The organism is Flavobacterium xueshanense (assembly GCF_900112975.1).
Lineage (GTDB): Bacteria > Bacteroidota > Bacteroidia > Flavobacteriales > Flavobacteriaceae > Flavobacterium > Flavobacterium xueshanense.
In genome coordinates this window covers 58,557-83,484 of sequence record NZ_FONQ01000004.1, presented here as the reverse complement: position 1 = coordinate 83,484, position 24,928 = coordinate 58,557, and the positions used below count along the sequence as shown (strand labels likewise).

The 24,928-nt window shown below is 34.4% G+C and carries 25 protein-coding genes; 5 read left to right on the top strand and 20 right to left on the bottom strand.

Annotated elements, in window-relative coordinates:
- Positions 1 to 98: 98 nt before the first annotated feature.
- From BMZ76_RS06010 to BMZ76_RS05970, 9 genes are all read right to left on the bottom strand, one after another.
- Positions 99 to 578, bottom strand: coding sequence for a DUF6265 family protein (locus tag BMZ76_RS06010; RefSeq protein WP_091203871.1), 480 nt, complete (start codon positions 576 to 578; stop codon positions 99 to 101).
- Positions 579 to 777: 199 nt separating this feature from the next.
- A complete protein-coding gene (locus BMZ76_RS06005; RefSeq protein ID WP_091203869.1) occupies positions 778 to 3,078 on the bottom strand; it encodes a DNA topoisomerase 3 in 2,301 nt (766 codons plus the stop codon).
- Positions 3,079 to 3,557: 479 nt separating this feature from the next.
- Positions 3,558 to 3,986, bottom strand: a complete 429-nt coding sequence (locus BMZ76_RS06000; RefSeq protein ID WP_091203867.1) for a copper resistance protein NlpE N-terminal domain-containing protein — start codon at positions 3,984 to 3,986, stop codon at positions 3,558 to 3,560.
- A gap of 1,066 nt (positions 3,987 to 5,052) precedes the next feature.
- Positions 5,053 to 5,883, bottom strand: coding sequence for an ice-binding protein (locus BMZ76_RS05990; RefSeq protein WP_091203863.1), 831 nt, complete (start codon positions 5,881 to 5,883; stop codon positions 5,053 to 5,055).
- 679 nt (positions 5,884 to 6,562) lie between these two features.
- Positions 6,563 to 6,694, bottom strand: a complete 132-nt coding sequence (locus tag BMZ76_RS16295) for a hypothetical protein (RefSeq protein ID WP_262987275.1) — start codon at positions 6,692 to 6,694, stop codon at positions 6,563 to 6,565.
- Positions 6,691 to 7,560: an NmrA family NAD(P)-binding protein gene (locus tag BMZ76_RS05985; RefSeq protein WP_091203860.1), complete on the bottom strand. Its 870-nt coding sequence runs from the start codon at positions 7,558 to 7,560 to the stop codon at positions 6,691 to 6,693. Before BMZ76_RS05985 ends, BMZ76_RS16295 begins: the two co-directional genes overlap by 4 nt.
- Positions 7,561 to 7,994: 434 nt before the next feature.
- The gene (locus BMZ76_RS05980) at positions 7,995 to 9,077 is read right to left on the bottom strand and encodes an L-dopachrome tautomerase-related protein (protein WP_091203858.1); all 1,083 of its coding nucleotides are present in this window, start codon (positions 9,075 to 9,077) and stop codon (positions 7,995 to 7,997) included.
- Positions 9,078 to 9,226: 149 nt separating this feature from the next.
- Positions 9,227 to 9,847, bottom strand: a complete 621-nt coding sequence (locus tag BMZ76_RS05975) for a hypothetical protein (protein ID WP_091203855.1) — start codon at positions 9,845 to 9,847, stop codon at positions 9,227 to 9,229.
- A 475-nt stretch (positions 9,848 to 10,322) separates the two neighbouring features.
- A complete protein-coding gene (locus BMZ76_RS05970) occupies positions 10,323 to 11,147 on the bottom strand; it encodes an abortive infection family protein (RefSeq protein ID WP_091203852.1) in 825 nt (274 codons plus the stop codon).
- Between the two features lie 507 nt (positions 11,148 to 11,654).
- On the opposite strand from BMZ76_RS05970, the gene prfA reads away from it, so the two are divergent.
- Positions 11,655 to 12,731 carry a peptide chain release factor 1 gene (gene prfA, locus BMZ76_RS05965; protein ID WP_091203850.1) on the top strand — a complete coding sequence of 359 codons (1,077 nt, stop codon included), beginning with the start codon at positions 11,655 to 11,657 and terminating at the stop codon, positions 12,729 to 12,731.
- Positions 12,732 to 12,812: 81 nt separating this feature from the next.
- On the opposite strand, the gene BMZ76_RS05960 is transcribed toward prfA, so the two are convergent.
- The 7 genes from BMZ76_RS05960 to BMZ76_RS05930 form a co-directional block, all read right to left on the bottom strand.
- Complete coding sequence (locus BMZ76_RS05960) at positions 12,813 to 13,157, bottom strand: hypothetical protein (RefSeq protein WP_091203848.1); 345 nt, start codon at positions 13,155 to 13,157, stop codon at positions 12,813 to 12,815.
- 12 nt (positions 13,158 to 13,169) lie between these two features.
- Positions 13,170 to 13,706, bottom strand: coding sequence for a hypothetical protein (locus BMZ76_RS05955; RefSeq protein WP_244281760.1), 537 nt, complete (start codon positions 13,704 to 13,706; stop codon positions 13,170 to 13,172).
- A gap of 82 nt (positions 13,707 to 13,788) precedes the next feature.
- Positions 13,789 to 14,085, bottom strand: a complete 297-nt coding sequence (locus tag BMZ76_RS05950) for a YtxH domain-containing protein (protein WP_091204113.1) — start codon at positions 14,083 to 14,085, stop codon at positions 13,789 to 13,791.
- Between the two features lie 186 nt (positions 14,086 to 14,271).
- Positions 14,272 to 14,910, bottom strand: coding sequence for a porin family protein (locus BMZ76_RS05945; RefSeq protein ID WP_091203846.1), 639 nt, complete (start codon positions 14,908 to 14,910; stop codon positions 14,272 to 14,274).
- 573 nt (positions 14,911 to 15,483) lie between these two features.
- On the bottom strand, positions 15,484 to 17,265 hold the full coding sequence (locus BMZ76_RS05940; RefSeq protein WP_091203843.1) for a sensor histidine kinase: 1,782 nt from the start codon (positions 17,263 to 17,265) through the stop codon (positions 15,484 to 15,486).
- A 1-nt stretch (position 17,266) separates the two neighbouring features.
- A complete protein-coding gene (locus BMZ76_RS05935; RefSeq protein ID WP_091203840.1) occupies positions 17,267 to 17,713 on the bottom strand; it encodes a response regulator in 447 nt (148 codons plus the stop codon).
- An 11-nt stretch (positions 17,714 to 17,724) separates the two neighbouring features.
- Positions 17,725 to 18,288, bottom strand: coding sequence for a helix-turn-helix domain-containing protein (locus BMZ76_RS05930; protein WP_091203837.1), 564 nt, complete (start codon positions 18,286 to 18,288; stop codon positions 17,725 to 17,727).
- A 535-nt stretch (positions 18,289 to 18,823) separates the two neighbouring features.
- Here BMZ76_RS05930 and pyrF point away from each other — a divergent pair.
- Positions 18,824 to 19,663, top strand: a complete 840-nt coding sequence (pyrF, locus tag BMZ76_RS05925; protein WP_091204111.1) for an orotidine-5'-phosphate decarboxylase — start codon at positions 18,824 to 18,826, stop codon at positions 19,661 to 19,663.
- A gap of 142 nt (positions 19,664 to 19,805) precedes the next feature.
- Positions 19,806 to 20,612 (top strand): ABC transporter substrate-binding protein, encoded by an 807-nt coding sequence (locus BMZ76_RS05920; protein ID WP_091203834.1) that lies wholly within the window; start codon positions 19,806 to 19,808, stop codon positions 20,610 to 20,612.
- Here BMZ76_RS05920 and BMZ76_RS15875 read toward each other — a convergent pair.
- A complete protein-coding gene (locus BMZ76_RS15875) occupies positions 20,607 to 20,756 on the bottom strand; it encodes a hypothetical protein (protein WP_167547426.1) in 150 nt (49 codons plus the stop codon). The genes BMZ76_RS05920 and BMZ76_RS15875 overlap by 6 nt on opposite strands.
- Positions 20,757 to 20,862: 106 nt before the next feature.
- On the opposite strand from BMZ76_RS15875, the gene BMZ76_RS05915 reads away from it, so the two are divergent.
- A complete protein-coding gene (locus BMZ76_RS05915) occupies positions 20,863 to 21,648 on the top strand; it encodes an alpha/beta fold hydrolase (protein WP_091204108.1) in 786 nt (261 codons plus the stop codon).
- Positions 21,649 to 22,084: 436 nt separating this feature from the next.
- Positions 22,085 to 22,300: a catalase gene (locus tag BMZ76_RS15975; RefSeq protein WP_262987274.1), complete on the top strand. Its 216-nt coding sequence runs from the start codon at positions 22,085 to 22,087 to the stop codon at positions 22,298 to 22,300.
- Here the strand turns inward: BMZ76_RS15975 and rluF are convergent.
- The 3 genes from rluF to BMZ76_RS05895 all read right to left on the bottom strand — a co-directional run bounded on the left by rluF (position 22,297) and on the right by BMZ76_RS05895 (position 24,926).
- The gene (gene rluF, locus BMZ76_RS05905; protein WP_091203831.1) at positions 22,297 to 23,109 is read right to left on the bottom strand and encodes a 23S rRNA pseudouridine(2604) synthase RluF; all 813 of its coding nucleotides are present in this window, start codon (positions 23,107 to 23,109) and stop codon (positions 22,297 to 22,299) included. The genes BMZ76_RS15975 and rluF overlap by 4 nt on opposite strands.
- A gap of 149 nt (positions 23,110 to 23,258) precedes the next feature.
- The gene (locus BMZ76_RS05900; RefSeq protein WP_091203828.1) at positions 23,259 to 24,107 is read right to left on the bottom strand and encodes an alpha/beta fold hydrolase; all 849 of its coding nucleotides are present in this window, start codon (positions 24,105 to 24,107) and stop codon (positions 23,259 to 23,261) included.
- 39 nt (positions 24,108 to 24,146) lie between these two features.
- A complete protein-coding gene (locus BMZ76_RS05895; RefSeq protein ID WP_091171710.1) occupies positions 24,147 to 24,926 on the bottom strand; it encodes a zinc ribbon domain-containing protein in 780 nt (259 codons plus the stop codon).
- Positions 24,927 to 24,928: the final 2 nt, after the last annotated feature.

The following is a 24,928-nucleotide window of genomic DNA, read 5'->3' as shown; positions in this document are numbered from 1 at the left end:
AATCCCATTTACGGTAAAAAAGGAGATGGGATTTTTTTATTAAAAAAAACCTTACTTTTTTTGAGCAAGGTTTTGAATGGAACCGATATGTTAAAGTTTTATTTGATTTTTTTCATCGAAAACTGTTCGGAGCTGGGTTTTCCTTGTTGGACTCCCGAAATTTTTGCCACTAAACTGTCTGGTGTAATTTGGGTATAACTTATTTTTTGAGGATAATCATGTTTTGGATTTTCAAAAACCATTTGCTTTTCTGTTGCAGTTGTCAATTTGAAAGCGACTGGTTTGTCATTATTTTGTCCTTTTACGGCAGCTGAATACGTTAATTCTTCGCCTTTTTGTTGCAAGGTAATGGATTCAAAATGCAACGTGTCTTTTTCTTTGATGAAGTAAGACTCCGCCTGAAACGTGCTGTCGTTTACTTTTTTCCAATTTTCCGTTAGATTGCTTTCAACTGATTTGCTTTCCCAATTTCCCAAAAGCCAATTGGCAGCTTTGATTTTTTCTTTTTCATTTGCATCCGAATCTTTACAGGAAACAATGGCTAACAAAAGCAATAAAAAAGTCGTTTTTTGGAACATAAGTTTAGATTTTTGTAGTTATTTAGATTAAGCTAAATTATGAAAAAATAAAATAGAAAGATTTTTGATTTTTAGATTAACGATTTTTGACCAGAGGGATAGCGAAGTGGCGAAGCATTTCAGATATTATAAACCTCTTAAATCCAGAATCTAATTTTTATTAACCTTAAATCAGAAATCAAAAATCGTTAATCAGAAATCAGCAATTATTTTTGTTTTCTTTCAAAATAGTATAAACCAATTCTTTGGTCGGTTTTTGATCTTTTAGTTTCGCTCTAACCATATCAAATGTCACTTTGAAATCACAACCCAATTTATACTGACTGCAACCATAAGCTGTTTTTCCTTTCAGAACGGTTCCTTTCTGGCATTTCGGACAGGTTAATTCGTCCGGCACGGCTTTCGCCAAAGTTTTCTTGGGTTCTAAAATGAGTTGGAAATTTTCGTCAAAGCGAATTAAACCTTCCACAACGCCAGCATTCGTTTTAAAGTCTTTCAAGTTTACGGTAGATCCTTTTTGAAGCAATCGCAAGTATTGATTTTCGGATATTTTTTTTTCTGCAAAAGTATAAGGCAATAAAAAGGTGCAACCCGCTTTATAATCGGAACAGCCATACGAAGATTTTCCTTTTATAAGTATTCCTTTTTTGCATTTCGGACAGGCTTCCGCCAAAATTCCGACTGCTTTCTTTTTTTCTACTTTAGCAACCTCTTTTTGGATACTTCCTGCATGCGAAATATTGGCGCGTCTCGTTTCACTGCGTACTTCATACACCAAATTTTCCACCATGCGCTTCATATTATTGATAAACGAACCGGCGGTAAAGGTTCCTTTTTCAATATCTTTCAATTGCTTTTCCCAAGAACCCGTGAGTTCAGCCGACTTTACTAAATCATTTTGAATGGTATCAATCAATTGAATTCCTGTAGGTGTTGGCAATACTTGTTTTTTATTCCGAACAATATATTGGCGTTTAAAAAGGGTTTCAATAATATTAGCTCGTGTGGATGGACGACCAATTCCATTTTCTTTCATCAAATCACGTAAATCCTCGTTGTCAACCTGTTTGCCCGCGGTTTCCATGGCGCGCAATAAAGTGGCTTCCGTAAACTGATTTGGTGGCTTAGTTTCTTTTTCTAAAAACGAGGGCTCGTGCGGTCCTTTTTCACCCACAATAAAACTGGGTAATATATCAGCTTCTTTTTCTTTGGCGTTTGGGTCTTCAAAAACTATTCGAAAACCTTTTTTTAGGATTTCTTTTCCCGTCGTTTTGAAAGTTACATCGGCTGCTTTCCCAATTACGGTGGTATTGGCTACCAAACAATCGTCGTAAAACACGGCAATAAAACGCTTGGTAATTATGTCATAAACTTGTTGCTGATTGTATTGCAAGTTGGTTTGAATCCCGGTTGGAATAATCGCGTGGTGATCCGTAACTTTTTTATCATTGAAAACTTTAGCCGATTTTTTAATTTTTTTTCCCAAAAGCGGTTGCGTCAACGCGGCATAATTCGTCAAGTTTTTCAGAATCCCAGCCACTTTTGGATAGATATCATTTGGCAAAAACGTGGTATCGACTCTCGGATACGTGACTACTTTTTGTTCGTATAAAGTCTGTACAATTTTCAGTGTTTCATCTGCGGTAAAGCCAAATTTCGTATTACAATACACTTGTAATCCTGTTAAATCAAGCAGCTTTGGTGCAAATTCATTGCCGTTCTTTTTTTCAACAGAGACAATTTCAAACTCGCTTTCTTTGACTTTATTGGCTAGGATTTCGCCATCTTCCTTTTTCAAAAAACGTCCTTCCTCATAGCTGAACAGCGTGTCTCGATATAAGGTTTGCAACTCCCAATAAGGTTGCGGCTTGAAATTCTCAATTTCCTTGAATCGGTCCACGACCATGGCGAGAGTAGGGGTTTGCACCCTTCCAATAGACAAAACTTGCTTGTATCCGCCGTGTTTTACGGTATACAAACGCGTGGCATTCATACCGAGTAACCAGTCGCCAATGGCTCTGGAAAATCCTGCGTAATATAGATTATCGTAGTTGGCGGATGGTTTCAAGTTTTCAAAACCTTCTTTTATAGCTTCGGTGGTTAGGGATGAAATCCACAAGCGTTGTACCTCGCCTTTATAATTGGCTTCGTTCATCACCCAGCGCTGAATGAGTTCTCCCTCTTGCCCGGCATCCCCGCAGTTGATGACCAATTCGGCTTTGTCAAACAGGCTTTTTATGATTCGGAATTGCTTTTGGATTCCCGAATTTTCGACCACTTTGGTTTCAAATTTGTCGGGAAGCATAGGCAGGTTATTTAAATCCCAGCTTTTCCAATGGGGTTTGTAATCGTTCGGTTCTTTCAAGGTACATAAGTGCCCAAAAGTATATGTTACCTGATAGCCATTGCCTTCATAATACCCGTCGTGCTTGGTATTAGCTCCCAATACGGATGCGATTTCGCGCGCTACACTTGGTTTTTCGGCAATACAGACCTTCATTTTCTCTTTCTAATTTAAGGGTGCAAATTAGGAATTTAGAAATTGGTATTAAAAAGAAATCGGTAAGAATTATGAATGGGTAAGTTGTGTTTTTTTAAGAGCAGAACAAATAGTGCTTTCAATAACGAATTGTCCTGCTGTCCGCTGTATTCCCGATTAATAAAATCTACGGCTGAAAAAGCCTTGTTTTTCTAAATCGGGAGATGCTGCTTCCATCAGGGCTATCAACTACGTTTTATTTTTATAATAACGAAAGAAATATTTTTTTAGTAAAGATTCGCGCTAGAGTCCCGCTAAACCGAATTTCCATAAATAATGTATGTAAATCCGTTTATTTTTATGAGCGGATAACTTGCGTTAACTAGGGAAATCATTGCGAGGAACCAAGCAATCGCATCCAGTTTATCAGTTCTTTTACTCTATCATTTTTGTGATGAACGCCAAGAAATGGAATTATACACCAACGTTATAGTGCGTAGTTATATTTTAAAAACATCCAGTCTTTGTATCCAGCGAATTTCTGACTCAACAAAAGTAAGTCTGGTCTTGATGATTCGGTCACTTTTATCCCGGGGATTTTTAGTTACAAATCTCGCCTTGGATTTATTGAAATCCAACGTATTTTTTTCATCAAAGTCTTCTTGTTTGTTGGAAGAAAAGGAAATCACATTGTCTTTGGCAGTCCATTTTCCTTTTCCGTAATTATGTACTTCAGGCGGAAATCCATTTTTAATTTTAGAATATGAATGAAATACGAATGTTCCATCTTGATTTAAGGTCAATTTATATTCAATTAAATAATCTCCTTCTTTGCTAAAGGTGCGATTATAATTACCAGCAAATGCATTCGATTGTGCGAATACAGTCAGGTTGAATATTAAAAATAAGGTGCTAAGCAGTAATTTCATTGGTTTGTTTTGTTTAATGCGTTAGTACTTTTTTGATGATTTTGGGTTTATTTGTGAGCGATTGGATTATGCCATTTCGGGGAACGACACAATCACATTCAGTTGGACTATTATTTTATTTGCTTCTCGTTGCGAGCACAGTTTGCAAAACTGCGTTACCGATTATGGGTATATGAGCGATCGGGTTTCATTTTATTTCATTTTAAGAAATAATGAAGAATTTGATTTAATAAAAGTAATAAAAATCTGCGTTGCAAACGATACGATTATGCCATAAATTAAACTGGCACTCGTTGAAAACGAGCCGCAGTGGAATTATCTTCAAGTTGTTCAATCATAAATTTATTTTCAATTTTTTTTTCGGTTTTCTGAAACTTGAGTTTTTCTTGTCGCTGTTTTTACGTTATTCTGAGCGTTCCGCTCGTAAGTATAATTTTGTTTCCTGACAATATCGAAAAATGAATAAATAAATGATTTTTATTACGTTCCTGAGCGGGACGCATTCGCCAGCGGGGGGTAATTGGTACTTCCATCTGTTGGTTTTTTAATGGGTTAAAACTTTTTGCTTCCAGAGTTTATTTCTGAGCGATTGGATTAAGTCATCGCGAGGAACGAAGCAATCACATCCAGTTTGTCTATTATTTTATTTGCTTTTCGTTGTGGGCACAGTTTGTAAAACTGCGCTAACAATTTTGATACCAGAGCGATCGGGTTAAAAAATGTACATGGTTATGATAGAGGAATATCGTATGGACTTACCAATATGTAAATGCAGGGAGCAATAGCAATTTTCGCATTCAACTAAAAAAAAATACTGAAATTAATGTAGGAAATGCAAACTACACCCGCATGATGCAAAATGCATCTAAAGAAGTCAAAAAAAGACTTAGACAACTTTTAATAAAAAATAATTATAAAAAGAAAAACGCTTATAAAGGATGTTTAAAATCCTGTTATAAGCGTTTTTTATTTTCTGAAAAATTACGATAATCAAAAACAAGCGTTGTTTTTCAATGACCTCCAAAATCGGAAGGACTATTTTTTATATTTTTATTGCCTACAATTATTAGGGCTTGGTTACGTCATTCATTTGAAGTGTTACGGCAGTTTGTGCTAACAATCTTCCATTTATTGTTGCATGAGTCTGAAAATTGATTCCGGTCATTCCTAATATGTTTCCTTCAAAATGACTAGTTGTTCCACATGTTACGGCATCGGAAACTACCCAAAAAATATTTTTGGCTTGTACTCCTCCTGTTAAAGTCATTCTAACTGCGGAACTCAATTTAAGAGTACCGGCTACTTGGAAAATAAAAACATCAGTTGAATTACCAGAAATAGTTATATCCGTTGGAATAGTAAGCGCAGTTGTCCATTTATACAAACCAGGTGTCAGTGTTTTTCCTCCAATATTTCCGGCACCTAAATTCAGAAAATCAGGATTAATTCGTCCTGCTGCATCAGTGTAGGCGGTTTGCATATCTCCAACAGCAGCTGTTAATCTTGTAGCATTAGGTACACTACATGGAAGCGGACCGGCAGCATCAACGGTGTATATTGTTCCTACTACTTCTGTACATCTAACTAATATAGCAGCACCAGTTATTGGACTTGAACCAATATCACCCGTAATAGCTGATTTATAAACATCTGTAATTCCTGTTTTTGATAAAATTGCAAAATCTCCTGCAATGCCAAGATTTACTGGTTTCTGTGAACCAATTTTTGTTGGTATGTTATAAGTTTCATTTACCGCAAATATAGTAGAAGGTGAACCATCTGATTTTGCAACAGCAGAGGAATTAGAAGTTGAGTTCTCAACATTATCATTAGTACAACTGGTAAAAAATACTACCGATAGCATAGCGAGGGTAGATAGTGTATTTTTTAATTTCATAATTGGTTTGATTATTTTGTGACTTATTTGCCACTATACAAATGTTAAAATATTACTGCCGGATAAGTTATAAAATTTTAGTATTTAGTTATAAGATTGTCGTTTTGAAAAGTTTTTTAGCTATTATGCTAATTTGAATTAACTAAAAATTACCAATATGTGCTGTAAATGATAGTTTACAATTAGGATTAAATAGTGGTAATTACTAAAAGCTTTGTTTTCGACAAATAACTAATAAAAATAATTTTTTAACTCGTTACTAGTTTTACCTATTTCTTTTTTGATAACAAAAAATTAAATCTATGTTTTCACTTCTGCTTTATTTGAAAGGCCAATTATCTTGCCTTACATTGGTGTTTCATCAACAGGTTTTGCAATACAATCGTTCATTGTTTCTGATCTGGATTTTTCAAATCCAGTTAAGTAAAATCAGCAGTTGAGCCAATAACAAGAATTTTTGAATTCATTGTTTTAAGTATATATTCTGTAGTTCCAAATCCATTAAAATAATATCATCTATTTCGGCCTAAAGCATTTCGAACGCTATTTTTCCTCTCTCGGCAATATGACGTTCAAGTCCAAAATCATCCAATATTGTTTTCTATTATTTTATTTGTTTCTCTTTGTTTGTACAGTTTGCAATTCTGCGCTAATGCTTGTGGATATCCAAGCGATTGGCTTAAGTCATTGCAAGTAACGAAGCAATCCCATCCAGTTGGGCTATTATTTTATTTGCTTCTCTTTGTGGGCACAGTTTGCAAAACTGCGCTAACGCTTGTGGATCTCCGGGCGATTGGGAGCTTATTCTCATTCGGTAAGTGCTTTTTTATTGTCATTTATAAATTGTTCAAATGTTGTTGGTTGTCTATTGGCGATTTTCTGCACCCAGTAAGTTGTCTCAGGCTCTTTTTGAAATCTTGGGAAATAGTGAAGCATAATCATCACAAGAATAAACATCGTTGGTATTTTTTCTTTTCTTTTTGTCAGGAAGAAACTTATAAGGTTTGGTGATATATATTGAATGTCAATTCCTAAAATGTCGCTTAATATTCTTGCCATTTCCAAAAACGTCAACTTTACATTACAAGTTAATTCATACGATTTATTAATATGCTCCGATATGTTTGTCAAGATAGTTGCAGAAACTGCACCAATGTCACGAACGTCAACCAGAGTAAATTTTGCGTTACCAGCAGGTAGATAAATTCTTTTTTTATTCACTAAGTCTTTATGCAAAGTAGTTGTAAAGTTTTGCATAAAATAAGCAGGTCGTAAGAACGTGTATGGTATTTTGCTGTCAACAATTAGTTTCTCAATTTTGTGGTGCGGTATCATTTTACTTTTCTCAACGCCCTGAACTGATAAGAATACAATATGTTTAACTCCGTTTTTTTTACAAGTGTCAATGATAGGTTTAAAATATTTTTCTACTTCTGAAATTTGTGGCGGTCGTAATAAAAAAAGGATTTCACAGCCGTTCAAAGCGGTTTTGTACGTCTCAACATCGGTAAAGTCAAATAGAGAAAAATTTACTTTGTAATTGGATAATTTAAGTCTGTCTTCATTTAAGTTTCTAACTCCAGCATAAATGTCAAGTTGATGGTCAATGTTTTGCAATGACTTTATCACTTCTGTCCCAACATTTCCTGTTGCCCCTGTAATTAAAACTTTTGTCATACTATTTATGTAAAATGTTCGTTATCGTTGTGTCGTTTATAGCATTGGCTATAACATTTGGCCGCTGGGCGATGTGGCGGAATTAGGAAGCCGAAACTTTCGGTTAAACACGGACTTTGCAAGTACAAAACCAACTTCAAATTAAACCCAAACCCCGCTATATTGAAAAATTGCTGTTGATTAATCGGTTTAATTCATTGTACTGAACGAAGCAATCCCATCTAATTTGTCTATTATTTTATTTGCTTCTTGTTGTGCTCACAGTTTACAAAACTGCGCTAACTACTGCGGATACCCGAGCGATCTGGGTAAAAAAAATGGATCCGAAAAATCAAACCCATTTTATATCATAGATTGAAACTATAAACGATTGTTTCAAATCAGTAAACTTTGTATCCGCTACAAATGCTATATTTGTTAAGAAACTTTTTTTACTATTTGGCTAATTTGATTTTGTTTAAAGTAAAAGTCAAATTTGAAATATCAGCTGTAACCTCATTTATTCTTGAGTTAGTAAAATATAAGTAGTTGTTATAAATACTAAATGTATCTGCCCATTTTATTTTATCACCTTCTACCAAAGTGTGAATACTGCCATCTGGTTTTCGATACTGGATTTTATTATTTTCTAAATCGGCAAAATATAAATTACCATTGTGGTCAAATAGCATGCCGTCCGGTGCGGCAGTTTTTGCCTCAAATCGAACGCTTTCTTCTATGCTTTTTTCATCTTCAGAGTCAAGCATATTTGTTGCAATTGAATAGAGGCTGTATCCTGTAAGGGCATGAAAATAAAGTCGGTCGTTTTCAGTGTCTAAGGCTATTCCATCAGAATGAATGGTATTTTCCCATTTTTTGTCTCCAAATGTCAAAAAGCTTTGTTCGGCAGTTGTTGATTTATGGTTGTCTAAAACTCTTCTGGAACGACCGGATTTAATGTCTATGATGACAATACCAGAGTTTCCTGAGTCAGTAAGATAGATTTTTTGAGTTTTTTTATCTATCCTAAGATCGTTGATGTAAGAATCAGGGTGGTAGCTGTTTTTATCTAGAATATAGGTTTTAACTAATTTATCAGTTCTTAGATTAAAAACAAAAAGACGAGGCGCATCCAGCACATTTTCGAATAATTGACTTCTGGTGTCTAAAACATACAATTGGTTTTCAAAGGCAACTACTGATTGCACTCCAACAAATTTATTGGCCACAACTGGCTGTCCAATCTCCCAAGAATTCCAATTTTCATCCGGATAGCTTTCTTGAACGGTAGTATTTGTTATTTCCACGACGGAATCATCAACTCCTTTTCTCCATCTCGGAAAGTTTACAAAAATACGCCCAGCATTAGTAAGTGTGACTCCGGTAACTTGTTGCCCCTTGAACGCAGCAACTTCTATCACTTGATTTGCTGTGCTGTCAACTTGTTGATTTTTAACTTCGGCCGCTTTTTTGCTAGTTGTTTCTTTACAAGAAACAAAGAATGTAAATATCGAAAATATAATAAGGATCTTTTTCATTTTAGTTGGTTTTATTTGTGGGCGATTGAATTAAGGGATTGCGTGGAACGAAGCAATGCCGTAAAGTTAGACTATTATTTTATTTGCTTTTCGTTGTGGGCACAGAATGCAATTCTGCGTTAACGTTAGTTGATATCCGAGCGATTGGGTTAATCATAATTCGGGGAGAAGAGTATTTCTTCTTTATTGTTTGTTTTATTCGAAATTCTAATCTCTTTTAAACAAGCACCTTTTTCATCTTTGGTTTCACAGGATATTAAAACTTCGTCAATAGATGTATCCTTTTTGTCCTTGGTAACAATTTTAGAAAGTTCTTTGTTCGTATAAAAAAAATACCGGGTGTTGAAACTTGTAAAGTTGTCCACTATTTTATCAATAGTTCCATCTTTATTATAATGATAAATGGCTTCGTTTTCTTTATATTGTTTTTTAGTGTAACAGCTGATACGTTCACGGTGATTCGGTTTCCATCGTGTTTTACAGTAATAAGGTTCTTTATCTGGATACAATTCCACTTCAAACCATAATTTCTTTTTGGTTTTTTGCAATAGATTGCCTAATGAATCGACAGTTTTAGAGTATTTGATGCGGCCATTTCTAGTAAAGACCATTTGCTTTTTGTGCAAAAGCTTTTTTTGATTATTTTCTACTACATATATTTCTTCGGTAGCCGATTTTATTCCTTCAGGAAGCTGTCGTTTCTGAATATACTTTTTTGTTGTACATGACTGTACCGTTAAGAGTACGATAATAAAAAATAAAACTTTCATAATCGTAAAGTTTAGTAGACACTAAGTTACGGATTTTAAAAGATTTAAAACATATAGTTTTCTCGTTGCTAACGCTACGACTGTGCTCTAAATTAAAATTGACACTCGTTGCAAACGAGCGCCAGTGGGGGACTTTGCACAGAAATCCCGTGTTTTAAAAGAACACTTCGGGTAGCAGGGTTAAAGTAACCGCATTGCAAACGCCTAGGATTATGCTCTAAATTAAAATTGGCCCCTCTCGTGAACATAATATTCTCTCGTGTCTATAACGAAAAATTAAGGAATAAATGATTCTGATCACGTTCACGAGCGCGACGCTAGCGCCAGCGGGGGGGGGGCACATAACGTGTCGCCACTTTGAGATGGCTGGAAGTTCGTAACCCCTCAATATTGGGCTTAACGAAAACTTGATGCGGAACGTTAATTCCACTAAATTCCAGCTAGCTCAAAATGGCTGTTGTGCACAGTTATTTTTTTAGAACGGAAGGTCATTCCATTCCTCAATTATTTCTTCTTTTTGTTCAGTTTTTGGCTTTTCAATAGTTTCTAAAAATCTAATAACATTAGTAACATTGTTGAAAATTAATATACTTTCGTTGTAATTCAATATTACATTATCGTGTGCAAAACTTTGATTATTTCTAACTCCATTAAATGCTTCTAATACCGAAATAGACGACTTCAAAATTCTTTCTGTCATTACAGATTCTATTAAGCCTTCGTTTACAATTTTTTTGACATAGCCACCAAATAAGCTATGAAGAGGCGTTTCTTTATCAAATGCTATCTGATGATTTTCACACAATTGTCTAACGTATTTTATCGTAAAAGTATGAAGTCTGTCCAATCCTTTTTCAGGTTCATTTTTATTTATACTTTCACGAATTGATTCCGCTAAAATTTTGAAAGTTCTATCGTCAGAATTTGCTTGAATTGCATCTATATTTTCTACAGGATTATCAGTTTTTAGTTTTGCGACTATTACTAAGCAGTCTTTATAATTATTCTGATCTGTTATGTCATAGCTAATTTCGCCTGATTGAGCTTGTTCCAACCAATATTCCAAAAGCTTTTCTAATAGTTTTCCAATATTATAATTTGATTCTACATTCCAAAACCCGCGAAGTCTATTTGCTTTTGAACCACTGCCATAAATATACTTTTCTTCATAAATATCTATCCCTGCTGAATCTCCAACAAACTCCTGAAAAGTTCTGTCTGAAAAGTCCAAAACATATCCAGATTTCATTCCGAATAGTTTTTCAAATTTATTTTTTTCTATAAAAGTAAGATTCATCATTTAGTTCGGTTATAATAGTGCACAACTTGTATATACGTCTGATAAAATAAGACCTATCACCCCAAATTTAGAGATATAGGTTTGACAGTGGTCAGGGTATATTTATTTTCAAATATATAACTTAACACCGAAAATACAGATAAAAACACCTTGAATTGTCTTTCATTCTCAAAACTAACTCCTTTTCCCTCAGCAATTTTACGGAAAGCCGTAAACGCTGTTTATTTAAAACAATCGCCCTAGCCCTGATGGAAGGGAAAATCCTTTATTGATAAAACGCAAAGCAAGTTTTATCAAAAAAGATTGGAATGACAGCAGGAAATAGCTCCTAAAAAGAATTTAACTGGTTAAAAGTTTACCGTTTAAAGCTTCTACCATAGTACTGTTTGTGTTAATGATGGCTTAGTGTCCGGAAAGTTTTCAATTGATAGGGAATACGCCAAAAACGAACCTTGCAAACTGAATACTTTTTTCGTAATTTTGCACTCTAAATAAAGGAATAAGAAAATGTTAGATAGACTTCAAATAGTAAAACAACGTTTCGATGAGATTTCGGATTTGATTATTCAGCCGGATGTAATCTCGGATCAGAAGCGTTATGTGCAATTGAATCAAGAGTACAAAAGTTTAAAAGCTTTGGCTGAAAAGCGAGATGAATATGTTATTTTGATGGCAAATATCGAAGAAGCAAACGAAATAATTGCCGATAACAGTGATGCTGATATGACCGAAATGGCCAAAATGCAACTGGAAGAAGCGAAGGATAGATTGCCGGAACTGGAGGAAGAAATCAAATTTATGCTGATTCCTAAAGATCCCGAAGATGCCAAAAATGTCATGGTGGAGATTCGTGCCGGAACGGGTGGGGATGAAGCGAGTATTTTTGCCGGGGATTTGTTCCGTATGTATACCAAATATTGTGAGAACAGAGGTTGGAGAACATCTGTGGTGGATATGAATGAAGGAACTTCGGGTGGTTTTAAAGAGGTGATTTTTGAAGTTACCGGTGAGGACGTTTACGGAACCTTGAAGTTTGAAGCGGGTGTTCACCGTGTGCAACGCGTACCGCAAACGGAAACTCAAGGACGTGTTCACACCTCGGCAGCGACTGTTATGGTATTGCCGGAAGCAGAGGAATTTGATGTACAGATTGATATGAATGATGTTCGTGTGGATTTTTTCTGTTCGTCAGGACCAGGTGGACAATCCGTAAATACAACCAAATCAGCGGTACGTTTGACGCACATTCCAACCGGATTAGTTGCGCAATGTCAGGATCAAAAATCACAACATAAAAATAAAGACAAGGCATTTGGCGTTTTGCGTTCTCGTTTGTACGAGCAGGAATTAGCCAAAAAACAAGCCGAAGATGCTACAACGCGTACGTCACAAGTAAGTTCTGGAGACCGTTCGGCAAAAATCCGTACGTATAATTACGCGCAAGGTCGTGTAACGGATCACCGTGTGGGATTGACATTATACGATTTAGGAAATATCATGAATGGTGATATTCAGAAAATTGTTGACGAGTTAGCGTTAGTCAACAACATGGAAAAATTGAAAGAAGCCAGCGAAGTTTACTAAGCAATCAAGATACTTTTAGATACAAAAAACCAGCGAAAATTAATTTTCCGCTGGTTTTTTTATACCTGTAAGTAACCAAATTTATTTTGCTGAAAGATGTACTGCTTTAAATACTTCTTTTTGCTGCAGAATCGAATTTCTGAAAGCTTCGTATTTAGCGGTCGCCGAATCAATTTTGGCGTCAAAAGCCGAAGTATCATCTAAATTGTCAATTGTACAATTAAGTTCATCGGATTGTTTTTCGAAATATTTTTCAATAGTGGACCAATTCGCTGTCGCATCAGCAGTAGTTTTGTGCGTAACAGAATCAACAAAACGAACGTAATTATCGGTAACTATTTCAGCCTTTTTTTCGGTTTCAGTTTTACACGAAGTAAAGAAAATCACCAGTAAAAAAAGTCCTAATAGTGGTATTGAATTTTTCATTTTGGGTTTATGTTATAATTTGAAACCGTATGCCAATCGCAGTGAAATTTGTCCTAAACCCTCTTTGATAACGTTGTTTTTAATCACCGGAAAGTCATTGAAATGCTCGTATCGCAAACTGATGTCGATTTTATCCGTAGCATATCCAATGGCTGGGCTTAACAACAAAGAGGTGTCGTTGTATCCGTTTGTCACTGCAAAAGCCGCACCTACTTCTCCCATCAGATACAATTGGTCTTTGAGTACAAATGCTTTGAAACCGGCTTTTGCAGGAATGTAACCCAAATCATTAGTATCGCCGGATGCAAACATATTGCTGAATCCTGTGGTAAATGTTACGGAATATTTTTTGGATAAATCATATTGAATTCTGGCATCGGCACCCAAATTGAAATCGTACGGGTTATCCAGTGGAAGTCCACCGTTGATTCCCAATCCAAGACGAAATCCCTGATTGTAGTTTTTTGCTTCTTGCGCGCTAGTGGTTGCTATTCCTAAAATTATAGCTAACGTGGTAATCACCGTTTTGATATTGAATGTGTTTTTCATAATACTGTGTTTTAATCAATTTTTGAAATAAAATAAGTAATTTTTCAGTTTTGTAAAAACTTAGTTTGAAACGACTTTGAACTTAAATTGTGGGCTTATTAATACTTCTTAAATTATCCGTATTTGCTATTTCTGCTTTTAAAATGTCTGAAGCATTTCCAAACAATTGTTCGAAATCCTTTTTGAGATGACTGATAGTTTGGGCTATTTTTTCAGTCCATTTTCCGGAAGAATCTTTAAACGAATCTGCTAAATCACTGCTTTTATCAGCAATTTTTTTTCTGGTTTCGCACCCTTTTGCCGGGGCAAATAGTATTCCTAAAACCGTTCCTATTGCTAAACCGCCAAGTATTCCTGCTGCTAAATTGTTATTTTTCATGATTTTATTTTTTTTTGAATTTGAATTTCTATCCACTCATCACTCGCAGTGTAATGGTTATTATTGCTATTACCAAAAAATAGGAATGATGCTTCCCACGCTGTGAACGAAAAATTCCAACGTTCAAAGAATTACAAGGATTACCGCGGCTGTGTGTAGTAAATTTGACTTGATGTACTTATTTTATTAAAATTTTATCTCTGCGTACACGCTCAATACGCTGTTTTTAGAATCTGGAAAAGTCGAGGTTTGTCCAAGAACTGTTCTTTCTTTTCCCACCGTGTTTAAACCGTAATTGTATCTGGCGCCTATTCCGAAACTGTCAAAATCAAATCCAATTCCAGCGGCTAAACCATAATCAAACTTATTTAAATCATCTTCATCGATATTGTCTTCAAAGTTGTAGGAACCATCTGAAGATTCGTTTGTAATTTTGGAATCTACCAGAAAAGCAGCATACGGACCGAAGTGAACGTTGAAATTCTCTGTTAGATTTGCTTTTAATAACAAAGGAACTTCAAGGTAGTTCAGCCTGAATTTCCCTGTTCCTTGCGCAAAAGCATTGTCGTATTGCAGTTCGGCTCCTTTAGTCGTAAAACTTACCTCTGGTTGCAAAGCCAGGCGGGAAGTTATTGGCAATTCCGCAAACAATCCTATGTTGAAGCCCATAAGAACATTTTCATCATCAACATCTTTAGTGTATAAGTTAGACATGTTCAGACCACCTTTTAAACCTACTGAAGCACTGCTTTTTTGTGCTTGAAATAAATTTGTTATTCCTACAGTTAATAAAACAACCGCTAATACCTTCTTTAAATTTTTCATTATGAATATTTTTTGCATTGTTAATTTAGTTTTACAAAGATGCAATGCCTGCCCTGATTGGGCGTTACATCAATTTCGAATTTTATTACAGAATTTAAATATGGGCTTGTAAAACTTTGGATAAAAAAATGACCGTCAAAAAAAGTTACGGTTTGTCTACTTTTTTATAGCAACCTTGAAAATAAAGTGAATTTGAATAACGCATGCAAAGTGTATTGCGTTTAATGAAGTAGGGATCTTTAACGTAAACAATAATCCGTTGGGTGTACTTTCAAGTTTCTATATCATTAAACGCATAGAACATAGTTTTTATTTATTTCACTTAAGAAGTTTCACTTTATTACAGTAAAGCACAGATTTATGACTCAAGAATTTGGGCTGTTTGAATCTTAATTTTCTATGTATCTAAGAGTTTGTTTTTAAATTTTTTTTGGAACTTTTAATTTTAAGTAATTGTAACCAATAGGTTAACCAATGCTATTTTTTTGCAAAAGCAGTCCTTACTGTAAAAGCGAGTGGCTCCAAAAAGAGCCTAACATTAATTGTAAAATTCAGTAAAGATTGTCTTCTAAATTACGCCGGCAGATAAATGATAAACGTTGCGCCTTGATCAGGAATTCCTTTCGCAACAATAAATCCTTTGTGGTTTTCTACTATTTTTTTGCAAATAGCGAGACCAATTCCGGTTCCCTCATAATCGTTTTTGTTATGAAGTCTATTAAAGAGGATGAAAATCTTTTTGGCATATTCCTGCTCAAAACCAATTCCGTTGTCTTCAATACTAATTTTGTAATATTTAGAGTTGCTATTCGGCAGCAGGTCTTCTTCGTTGTGAGTGATTATCGAAGCATTAATTTTGATGATTGGAGCAGTTTTGGCTTTGCTGTATTTCAAAGAATTGCTTATTAAATTGATAAACAACTGCTGAATTTGAAATGGAATTACGTTCAAGGTTGGTAATTCATTACTTTCTACAATTGCTTTTTTATCTTCCATAATTTGAGCTAATTCCTGCTTTGCATTTTCAAGTAAAACATTCAAATCAACTTCTTTAAAAACTTTTTCACCTTTATTAGTTCTCGAAAATTGCAATAAATCATGAATAAGAACCCGCATTCTGTTGGCAGAGGATTGAATGCTGGACACGTATTGCTGTCCGGATTTTGATAAATTGCTGTAATCTTTAATCACTAATCGCGAAAGGAAAGTTTCAATTTTTCGCAATGGTTCTTGCAAATCATGACTCGCAATGTAATTAAAAGCAGTTAATTCTTTGTTATTGTTTTCTAATTCCCTGTTCCGCTCTTCAATGAGGTTTTGAGCCTGCACTTCGTCCGTAACATCGCTTGTGGTGCCTATAAAAGTTTTGTCGCCGGAAGCAATTGTGACAATTCGTCCTACCGTTCTGAAATATCTTATTTTGTCATCTTTTTTAATAATTCTGTACGTAAAAGGAGCGAGATCATTATGAGTATGAATGCTTTTGGTCTTTTCGATTACAAATTCTAAATCCTCAGGATGAATAAAGTTTAAAAACAGCTCTAAACTCGCTTCAAAAGATTGCGGCTCGCACCCCAATAACCGATATTCATTATCAGAGAAAGTATAGGTATTCGTTTCAAAATTTAACTGCCAACTTCCACAACCACCAACTATTTCTGCAAGATTATTGGCTTCATTAGCAACAGACAAAGTATTGATTGTGTTTTTCAGCAATACTAAATCCCTGTTCATTTTTATAAAAGCAATCGTAATTAAAACCAAGGTTACAATCAGCGTTAAATAAATGAGCAGCGGAGTGTAATTCATAGTCGATTCATACTCCTGTTGTCTGTTTTTTAAAAGTCTGTGTTGGGTAATCATCATGTCTTCTATTTTGATGCGAATAGAATCCATTGTTTGTTTACCGATAATTAAGTTGTTTTTAAGAATTTCTTGATCGTAAATCCCCTGTTCCTTTAGATAGAGCGACTTAGAAAGATAATTTTGTCTTTTGTTAATGAAAAACAACAGCTTTTTTAAATTGCTTTGTTGTGTTCTGCTATTTGCCGTTAGTTTGGAAACTCTTTTAAACGATTTTCTTACTAAAATCTTTGATTTATAATACGGTTCCAGAAAGCTTTTATCACTACTCAGAATGTAACCTCTTTGTCCGGTTTCGGCATCTTTTATATAGGAAATCAAACGTTCAAGTTCAGCATTCACCTCATGACTGTTGCTCACCCAAGCGGACGATTTTTTTAGAACCGTAATGTGCTTAAAAGTAATGCCTCCAATAAAAAATATAATCGCGACCGAAATAACAAAAATAATTTTTAGAAAAACAGGTGACTTCTGAAGTTGAGTATATCTCATTTTACATTCGCATTAAAAAATTATCTTTGTTTAAGCCAGATGTGTGGTATTGCCAATTTATGGTCACAACTTCTGCAAGTATTTTTTTTAAATCCTCAAAATCATTTGGTTTTTTAATGTAAATATTGGCGCCATTTATAAAGGTTTCTTCAATATGTTCTTCCGATGATGAGGTCGAATAAATCGCAATGGCAATATCACTTAGTTTTTCATTTTTTTTGATTTCCAATAAACATTCCACGCCATTCTTTTTTGGCATATTTAAATCTAAAAATAATACGCTGGGCAAAACAGAATTCTCATTATTCAGATAATTCATCAGTGCGACACCATCATTAAAAGTACTCACTTTTGTATTTATTTTTAATTCATCAAAGGCATCTGTAAAAAACAGTCTGTCATCTTCGTCATCGTCCGCAAGACAAATATTTATAAAATCAGTATTCATATTAATGTGTTTTAGCTGTTGTTTTTGTTAGATAATTCCCTTCTTTTCGAAATAATTCGTTGAAAAGCGGAAGGCGTCATTCCGGTCGTATGCTTGAATTGTGTGCTCAAATGTGCTACGCTCGAATAATTCAACTGAAGGGAAATTTCAGTTAAATTAAGCGGCGTGCTGATCATTAATTGTTTGGATAATTCTATTTTTTGAATAATAATAAAATTTTCAATGGAAGTGTACGTGACTTCTGAAAAAACATTGGACAAATACGCGTAACTGAGATTTAACTTGTCCGCAATATACACGGAGCTCTTTATGTTCAATGGTTTGTCACTATGGACCATTTCAACAATAGCGTCTTTTATTTTTTGAACCAACACTCTTTTTTGATTTTCAACGATTTCTATGCCATATTCTTTGAAAACAGCTGTGATTTCATCCAATTTCACAGACGGTATTTTTTCTAAAAAATTAAACTCACCAAACCCGATAATATTAAATTTATACCCCAATTCGGATAATTTTTCCTGAACAATTTTTTTTGTCAGTTGAGCATAATCAAATTTTAAATATACTTTCATAAAGACTTTTGTTTAATAGTAAAGATATAAAAAGCTTGCTTTTAAATTCATTTTTGAGTCATTCTTAAAACCTTTTTTTCGAATTAAAAATTTAGAGAATAACGACTTTTGCCTAAATTTTAATTAATTGCTTAAGGGTTAGGTTTTCATTATTAGGTTTTTAAAAATAAAAAAAAATTATGATTTGGTTCTTCAATAATTTTTTTAAAAGTTTAACAACCGTTAATTTTACAATTTTTTTAACAGTAGGTATACGCTTTATTTGTCTTTTTTGCTTGAATTTCTGCGGAATTTCCGCTGTTATTATAACTTATTTAGCACGTTACATCTAAATTTTAAACGTGGTTTTTACTTTTATGAATTTCTGTTAATAACGCTCTTTTTGTGTCTAAATTAATCTCTGTTTTCTGTCATTGCAATTTTTTGAATACCGTAATCATTTAATTTGATTTCAATATATAAATTTGAATTTTATTACAGGATTGTAACTGATTTTGATTCTATGTTTGTAATTTTGCCGCACAACTACATAAAAATGACAACACAACAACTTACTCAACAAATTCAACAAAAAAAATCGTTCCTATGCATAGGTTTAGATGTTGATTTAAACAAAATTCCAAAGCATTTATTAGATCTAGAAGACCCGATTTTCGAATTTAATAGAGCAATAATTGATGCCACGCACGACTTGACGGTATCCTACAAACCCAATACCGCTTTTTATGAAGCTTACGGAATTAAAGGATGGATGTCGTTGCAAAAAACAATTGAGTATATCAACTCGACCTATCCGGATATTTTCACGATTGCAGATGCAAAACGAGGTGATATTGGGAATACGTCATCAATGTATGCCAAAGCTTTTTTCGAAGATTTGAATTTCGACAGCGTTACGGTTGCTCCATACATGGGGAAAGATTCGGTAGAACCCTTTTTAGACTTCGAAAATAAACATACGATTATGTTGGCTTTGACTTCAAATGAAGGTGCTTTTGATTTCCAGACTTTAAACGTTTCCGACCCTTCAGGTTCAGGTGGAAAAGAATTGTACAAACAAGTATTAGAAACCTCTAAAACCTGGAAAAACAGCGAAAACCTGATGTACGTTGTCGGTGCTACCAAAGCGGAATATTTCACTGAAATTCGCAAAATTGTTCCTAACAGTTTCTTGCTAGTTCCGGGAGTGGGTGCGCAAGGAGGAAGTTTATCCGAAGTTTGCAAATACGGAATGAACCAGAATATTGGATTGCTAATTAATTCCTCCCGCGCAATTATTTATGCCTCAAACGGAACTGATTTTGCCGAAAAAGCAAGAATAGAAGTCTTGAAGATGCAACAAGAAATGGCAGCAATATTAAACACAGTTCAATAAAAATAAACACGTATTAGTACGAATTTAATTAGACACAGATTTCACAAATTCACGCAGATTTATTTGTGAAAATTTGTAAAGCTGTATCAAAAAAACTCAGCGAATCTTTGTGTGTTCTTCTCAATCTTTTTGAAATAATACTATGAAAACTCTAATAGATCAAATCGGAATAAAACATTCTTTTGAAACGTCGCCAAAACGCATTATTTCACTGGTTCCTTCACAAACGGAATTGCTTTATGATTTAGGTTTAGAAGATCGAATTATAGGAATTACAAAATTCTGTGTACATCCGTATCATTTTATACCAACGAAGAAAATTGTTGGCGGAACCAAGAAAGTACATTATGAGAAAATCAGATTGCTGCAACCGGATATTATCATCTGTAATAAAGAGGAAAATACCACTGAAATTGTGGAAGAATTGCGAAAAATTTGTCCGGTGTGGGTGACGAATATCATTACTATTGAAGATAATTTTCAAATGATTACTGATTTTGGTCAACTCTTTAATTGCAGAACCGAAGCGCAGAAATGGAACGACAAATTGGCTTTTGCCTTGAGCGATTTTAAAAACTTCATCAAAGATAAACCGGAACAAAAAGTAGCGTATTTCATTTGGAAAAACCCTTTTATGGTCGCAGGTTCGGATAATTTTATCAATGAATTGCTGAAACTAAACCACTTTCAGAATATTTACGCAGACAATTCCGAGACTTCGGGACGTTATCCCGAAATCGAACTCAAAAAAATGCGCTTACATGGTGATCCTGATCTGGTTTTCCTCTCCTCAGAGCCTTATCCTTTCAAGGAAGAAGATGCTTTCGAGATAGGTCGTTTCACGCACCACGCAAAAACCGTATTTGTAGATGGAGAAATGTTTTCTTGGTATGGAAGCCGATTGCTAAAAGCGTTTGATTATTTTAAAAAAATGCATCAAAAATTATAATTCGCGTTCCTCCAAAATCAATTCTTCTGTTGTCACAATTGATTTTAGGATAGTATTTTCGACGTTGAAATTTTGTTCTGAGAGTATTTGGTATTCTTTTTTAAGCTTTTCTATTTCACTTTTTTCTATCAATAATCCTTTCATCGGTGTAATTTTTTTGCAAATTTACGGCATACAATCTTTAAATTGGCATTATTTTTTGTTAAGATTGAGATTTAAAATTAAAGTTATATTTTTACAAAAAAAACACGTGATTAATTATACCATTTACGAAAATAAAAACACCGATCAGTGGGTAACTTTTGTTCATGGTGCCGGCGGAAGCTCTTCTATCTGGTTCAAACAAATTCGCGATTTCAAAAAACAATATAATGTATTGTTGCTGGATTTGCGAGGTCACGGAGAATCAAAACCTACTTTAAAAACGGCTTTCAAACAGAAATATACTTTTTCTGCTTTGGCCAATGATATTCTGGAGGTTTTAGACTTTGTTAAAATCAAAAAATCACATTTTGTTGGCATTTCTTTGGGCACCATACTCATCAGACAGTTGGCAGAAATGTACCCGGAAAGGGTACAAAGCATGATTTTGGGCGGTGCGATCCTAAAGATGAATTTCCGTTCCCAGGTATTGATGCGATTGGGGAATATGTTTAAATACGTTTTGCCTTATCTCGTTTTGTATAAGTTTTTTGCTTTTGTGATTATGCCCAAAAAAAGTCACAAACAATCTCGCTTGCTTTTTATCAACGAGGCCAAAAAATTATACCAAAAAGAATTTATAAAATGGTTTAAACTCACTGCCGAAATAAATCCAGTACTAAAATGGTTCCGTCAGGTCGAATTGAATATTCCTACGCTTTATGTGATGGGCGAAGAAGATTATATGTTTTTGCCATCGGTCCGGAAAGTTGTAGAGAATCATTATAAATCTTCCGAACTCTTTGTAATCGAAAAATGTGGACATGTTGTAAATGTGGAGCAACCTAATGCTTTTAATGATGCCGTCCTTTCCTTCATTAGCACAGCTAAATAAAAAAAGCCTGCATTTCCATGCAGGCAATTCTTTAACTAACCAAAACCAAAATAATAAATAACCAGTTTATTACTCTGCAAAGGTCACACTTCAGCAGTTGTTTTGCTGTTAAGATTTTGTTATTACTTTGTTGTACATACGTTAAGTTTTTTCAACTTTATTCTATTATTACTCAGTAACTTTTCTTCACTGGAATAAGCCGTACAAACAACCAATTTTACCTATTCAAATTCTATTTCCTTTTTTTAAAAAATACTGCGGATTGTTTTTTTTAATATTGTTTTGGTAGACACCATCAATTTTATTTGTGTTTTATCCTTCGTTATTGATTGATGAAAACTAGTAAATTATATTAATATGAAATCACATTAAAAATTTACAACAGCGTCCCGAAGATCTTATGTAGAAAACGAAAATTCTCAATCTGTCGGTTCCCGTGAACCTTCATTATTACAGGATTATATTCCACGAAAAAATGGTATATTTCGACAGAGAACGAATTCAAGAACGTCTATTAATTTCAAAAGGCTCTGACGCATTTGGAGCATTTAAAGTAACACATTATAATATCAGATTTACAGAAGCTAAAATCTTTTATGAAATTGGAAAAGAAACTAAAGTAATAATGCATTTTGATTTTTTGCCCGCTTAATAATCACCTCGACTTTTAAATCTGGGATCATCTCTTTTGATGAATTCAGTTCTTCGTTTTGGCACTTCCGTTTTTGGTAAACTTGCTTCTTCGGTTTTGCTCGAAGGCTCGATGAGTTCGTTTAATTCTTTGATTTCGGCATCTGTTAAATCGCGATAACGACCAACAGGAATGTCAAGTGAAATATTGATAATTCGGATGCGTTTAAGCGCCGTAACATCATACCCTAAATATTCTGTCATTCTACGAATTTGGCGGTTTAAACCTTGTGTCAAAATAATTTTGAAAGTGAATTTACTAATTTGTTCCACTTTACATTTTCTGGTAATGGTGTCCAAAATTGGAATTCCATTTCCCATTCTTTCAATAAAACGATCAGTGATGGGTTTGTTTACAGTAACGGTATATTCTTTTTCGTGATTATTCCTGGCTCGTAGTATTTTATTAACAATGTCACCGTCATTGGTCATAAAAATCAATCCTTCACTGGCTTTATCCAATCTTCCAATTGGAAAAATACGTTTTGGATAATTGATGTAATCTACAATATTGTTGCGAACATCAAGGTTTGTGGTACACTCAATTCCTACAGGTTTGTAAAAAGCAAGATAAACTGGTTTTTCATTTTTCTCACGGATTAATTTACCGTCAATACGCACTTCATCATTTGGGGAAACTTTCGTACCTAATTCCGGAACGATTCCATTGATGGTTACACGACCTTCTTCAATGATTTTATCGGCTTCGCGGCGGGAGCAATACCCAGTTTCTCCTATAAATTTGTTGAGGCGTTTTAGATTTTCTTCCATACTGCAAAAGTAATGAATTTGTTTGTTAGATTTTAGACTTCTTGGATTTTTGGATTGTGTGAAAGCTTAGTTTAAATGGACTATGTAAAATATTCTTTGATTTTATTCACAAGTTCCTGTCATCTAAGAAGTCTAAAAATCTAAGGAGTCTATTTTTCTTCAAATAAAAAGCGAGACACTTTTTTATACAGCTCATCATCGTGCATGCTATGGCCTAAGCCTTTTGTCTCAATAAAAACGACATTTTTCCAAGCTCCTGCAATTTTTTTTGCTTCTTCAAATAAAACTACAGAGTCATCAATATCATGGGCAATTAATCCTTTTATATTTAATTTTGAAGCGAATATTTTACCGGAAAACTGTTCTAAGCTAAGTTTGAAATTAGTAAGATAATGCGCTTCTAAAGACTTTGAAATTTTATTATTCAAGCTTAATAACGTTATGTAATTGTTGAGGATGATTTTGAAATCACTTGGTGCTCCCAGTATTACCATTTTTTTTACAGCATCATTTTGATAAACGGATTGATAATACAAACAGGTTTTTCCGCCTATGGAATGTCCGATAAGATATTGTGGTTTGAATTTTTGCACAGCAACGTGAATAAATTCAGCGTATTGAGGAATATTGAATTCTGTTCCGCTGGATAGGCCGTGAGCCGGTCCGTCGATGGCGATGATGGTGCTTCCTGATTTTTTAAGATACGGGAGTAAATTTTCCCAGCGAGAAGCGTTACTTTCCCAGCCATGAACCAAAAGTATTACAGTATCATTCCCTTTCCAAGTGTAGGTATGAAAGGAATCTTCTTGAAGTTGGAACATTTCGGACTGTGCTTCTTGCAGAATTTCCGGAAGTTTGTCCTTTGATAATTTCCCTTCTCGGGGTTCACTAAAAAATCCATACGCCAGTTGCGATGCTTTCTTTGGAAATACAAAACTCAACATGTTAATGTATAAACCAATAGATTTAGTGAATATAAAAAAAAGCAATTTCTTCATAATAAAAAAGTCCCGATGTGTATCGGGACTTAAATGTAATTAGAATTTAGAAAATAATTGTTCCATTTTCTCTTTTTCTTCGTCGGCCAGAGAACTGTCGACTAATATTCTTCCGGAGTGCTCATCAGTAATGATTTTCTTTCTGGAAGCAATTTCTACTTGTGTCTGTGGAGGGATAGTGAAGAACGATCCTGCAGATGCTCCTCTTTCGATAGAAACTACGGCTAATCCGTTACGAACACTACTTCTGATTCTTGTGTAAGCCTTCAATAATCTTTCTTCAATTAAAGCTTGAAATTCTGCTGATTTCTCAGACAAGAATGCTTCTTCTTTAGCAGTTTCAGCCATGATGGCGTCCAACTCTGATTTTTTGTGCTTTAAGTGATTCGATTTTGCTTCCAATCTTTCTTTAGAACTTGAAATTACTTCTTTCTTGTGTTCGATAGAAGCTTTCATTTCTTTAATTTGTTTTTCTGATAATTGAATTTCTAATTCTTGAAATTCAATTTCTTTAGTCAACGAATTAAATTCTCTGTTATTGCGAACAGTTTCTTGTTGCTTAGTATATTTTTTGATAGCTTCTTTGTGCTCATCAATTGCATTCTTTTTTGATTTAATTAGATCCTCGATAACTTCAAGTTCTCCTTTTAATTTTTCTGAACGTGTGCTTAAACCAGCCACTTCATCTTCTAAATCTTCTACTTCTAGAGGAAGTTCTCCTCTTACGTTTCTGATTTCGTCAATTCTAGAGTCAATAAGTTGTAAATCGTAAATTGCTCTTAACTTGTCTTCAACACTTAATTCTTTCGTATTCGCCATAT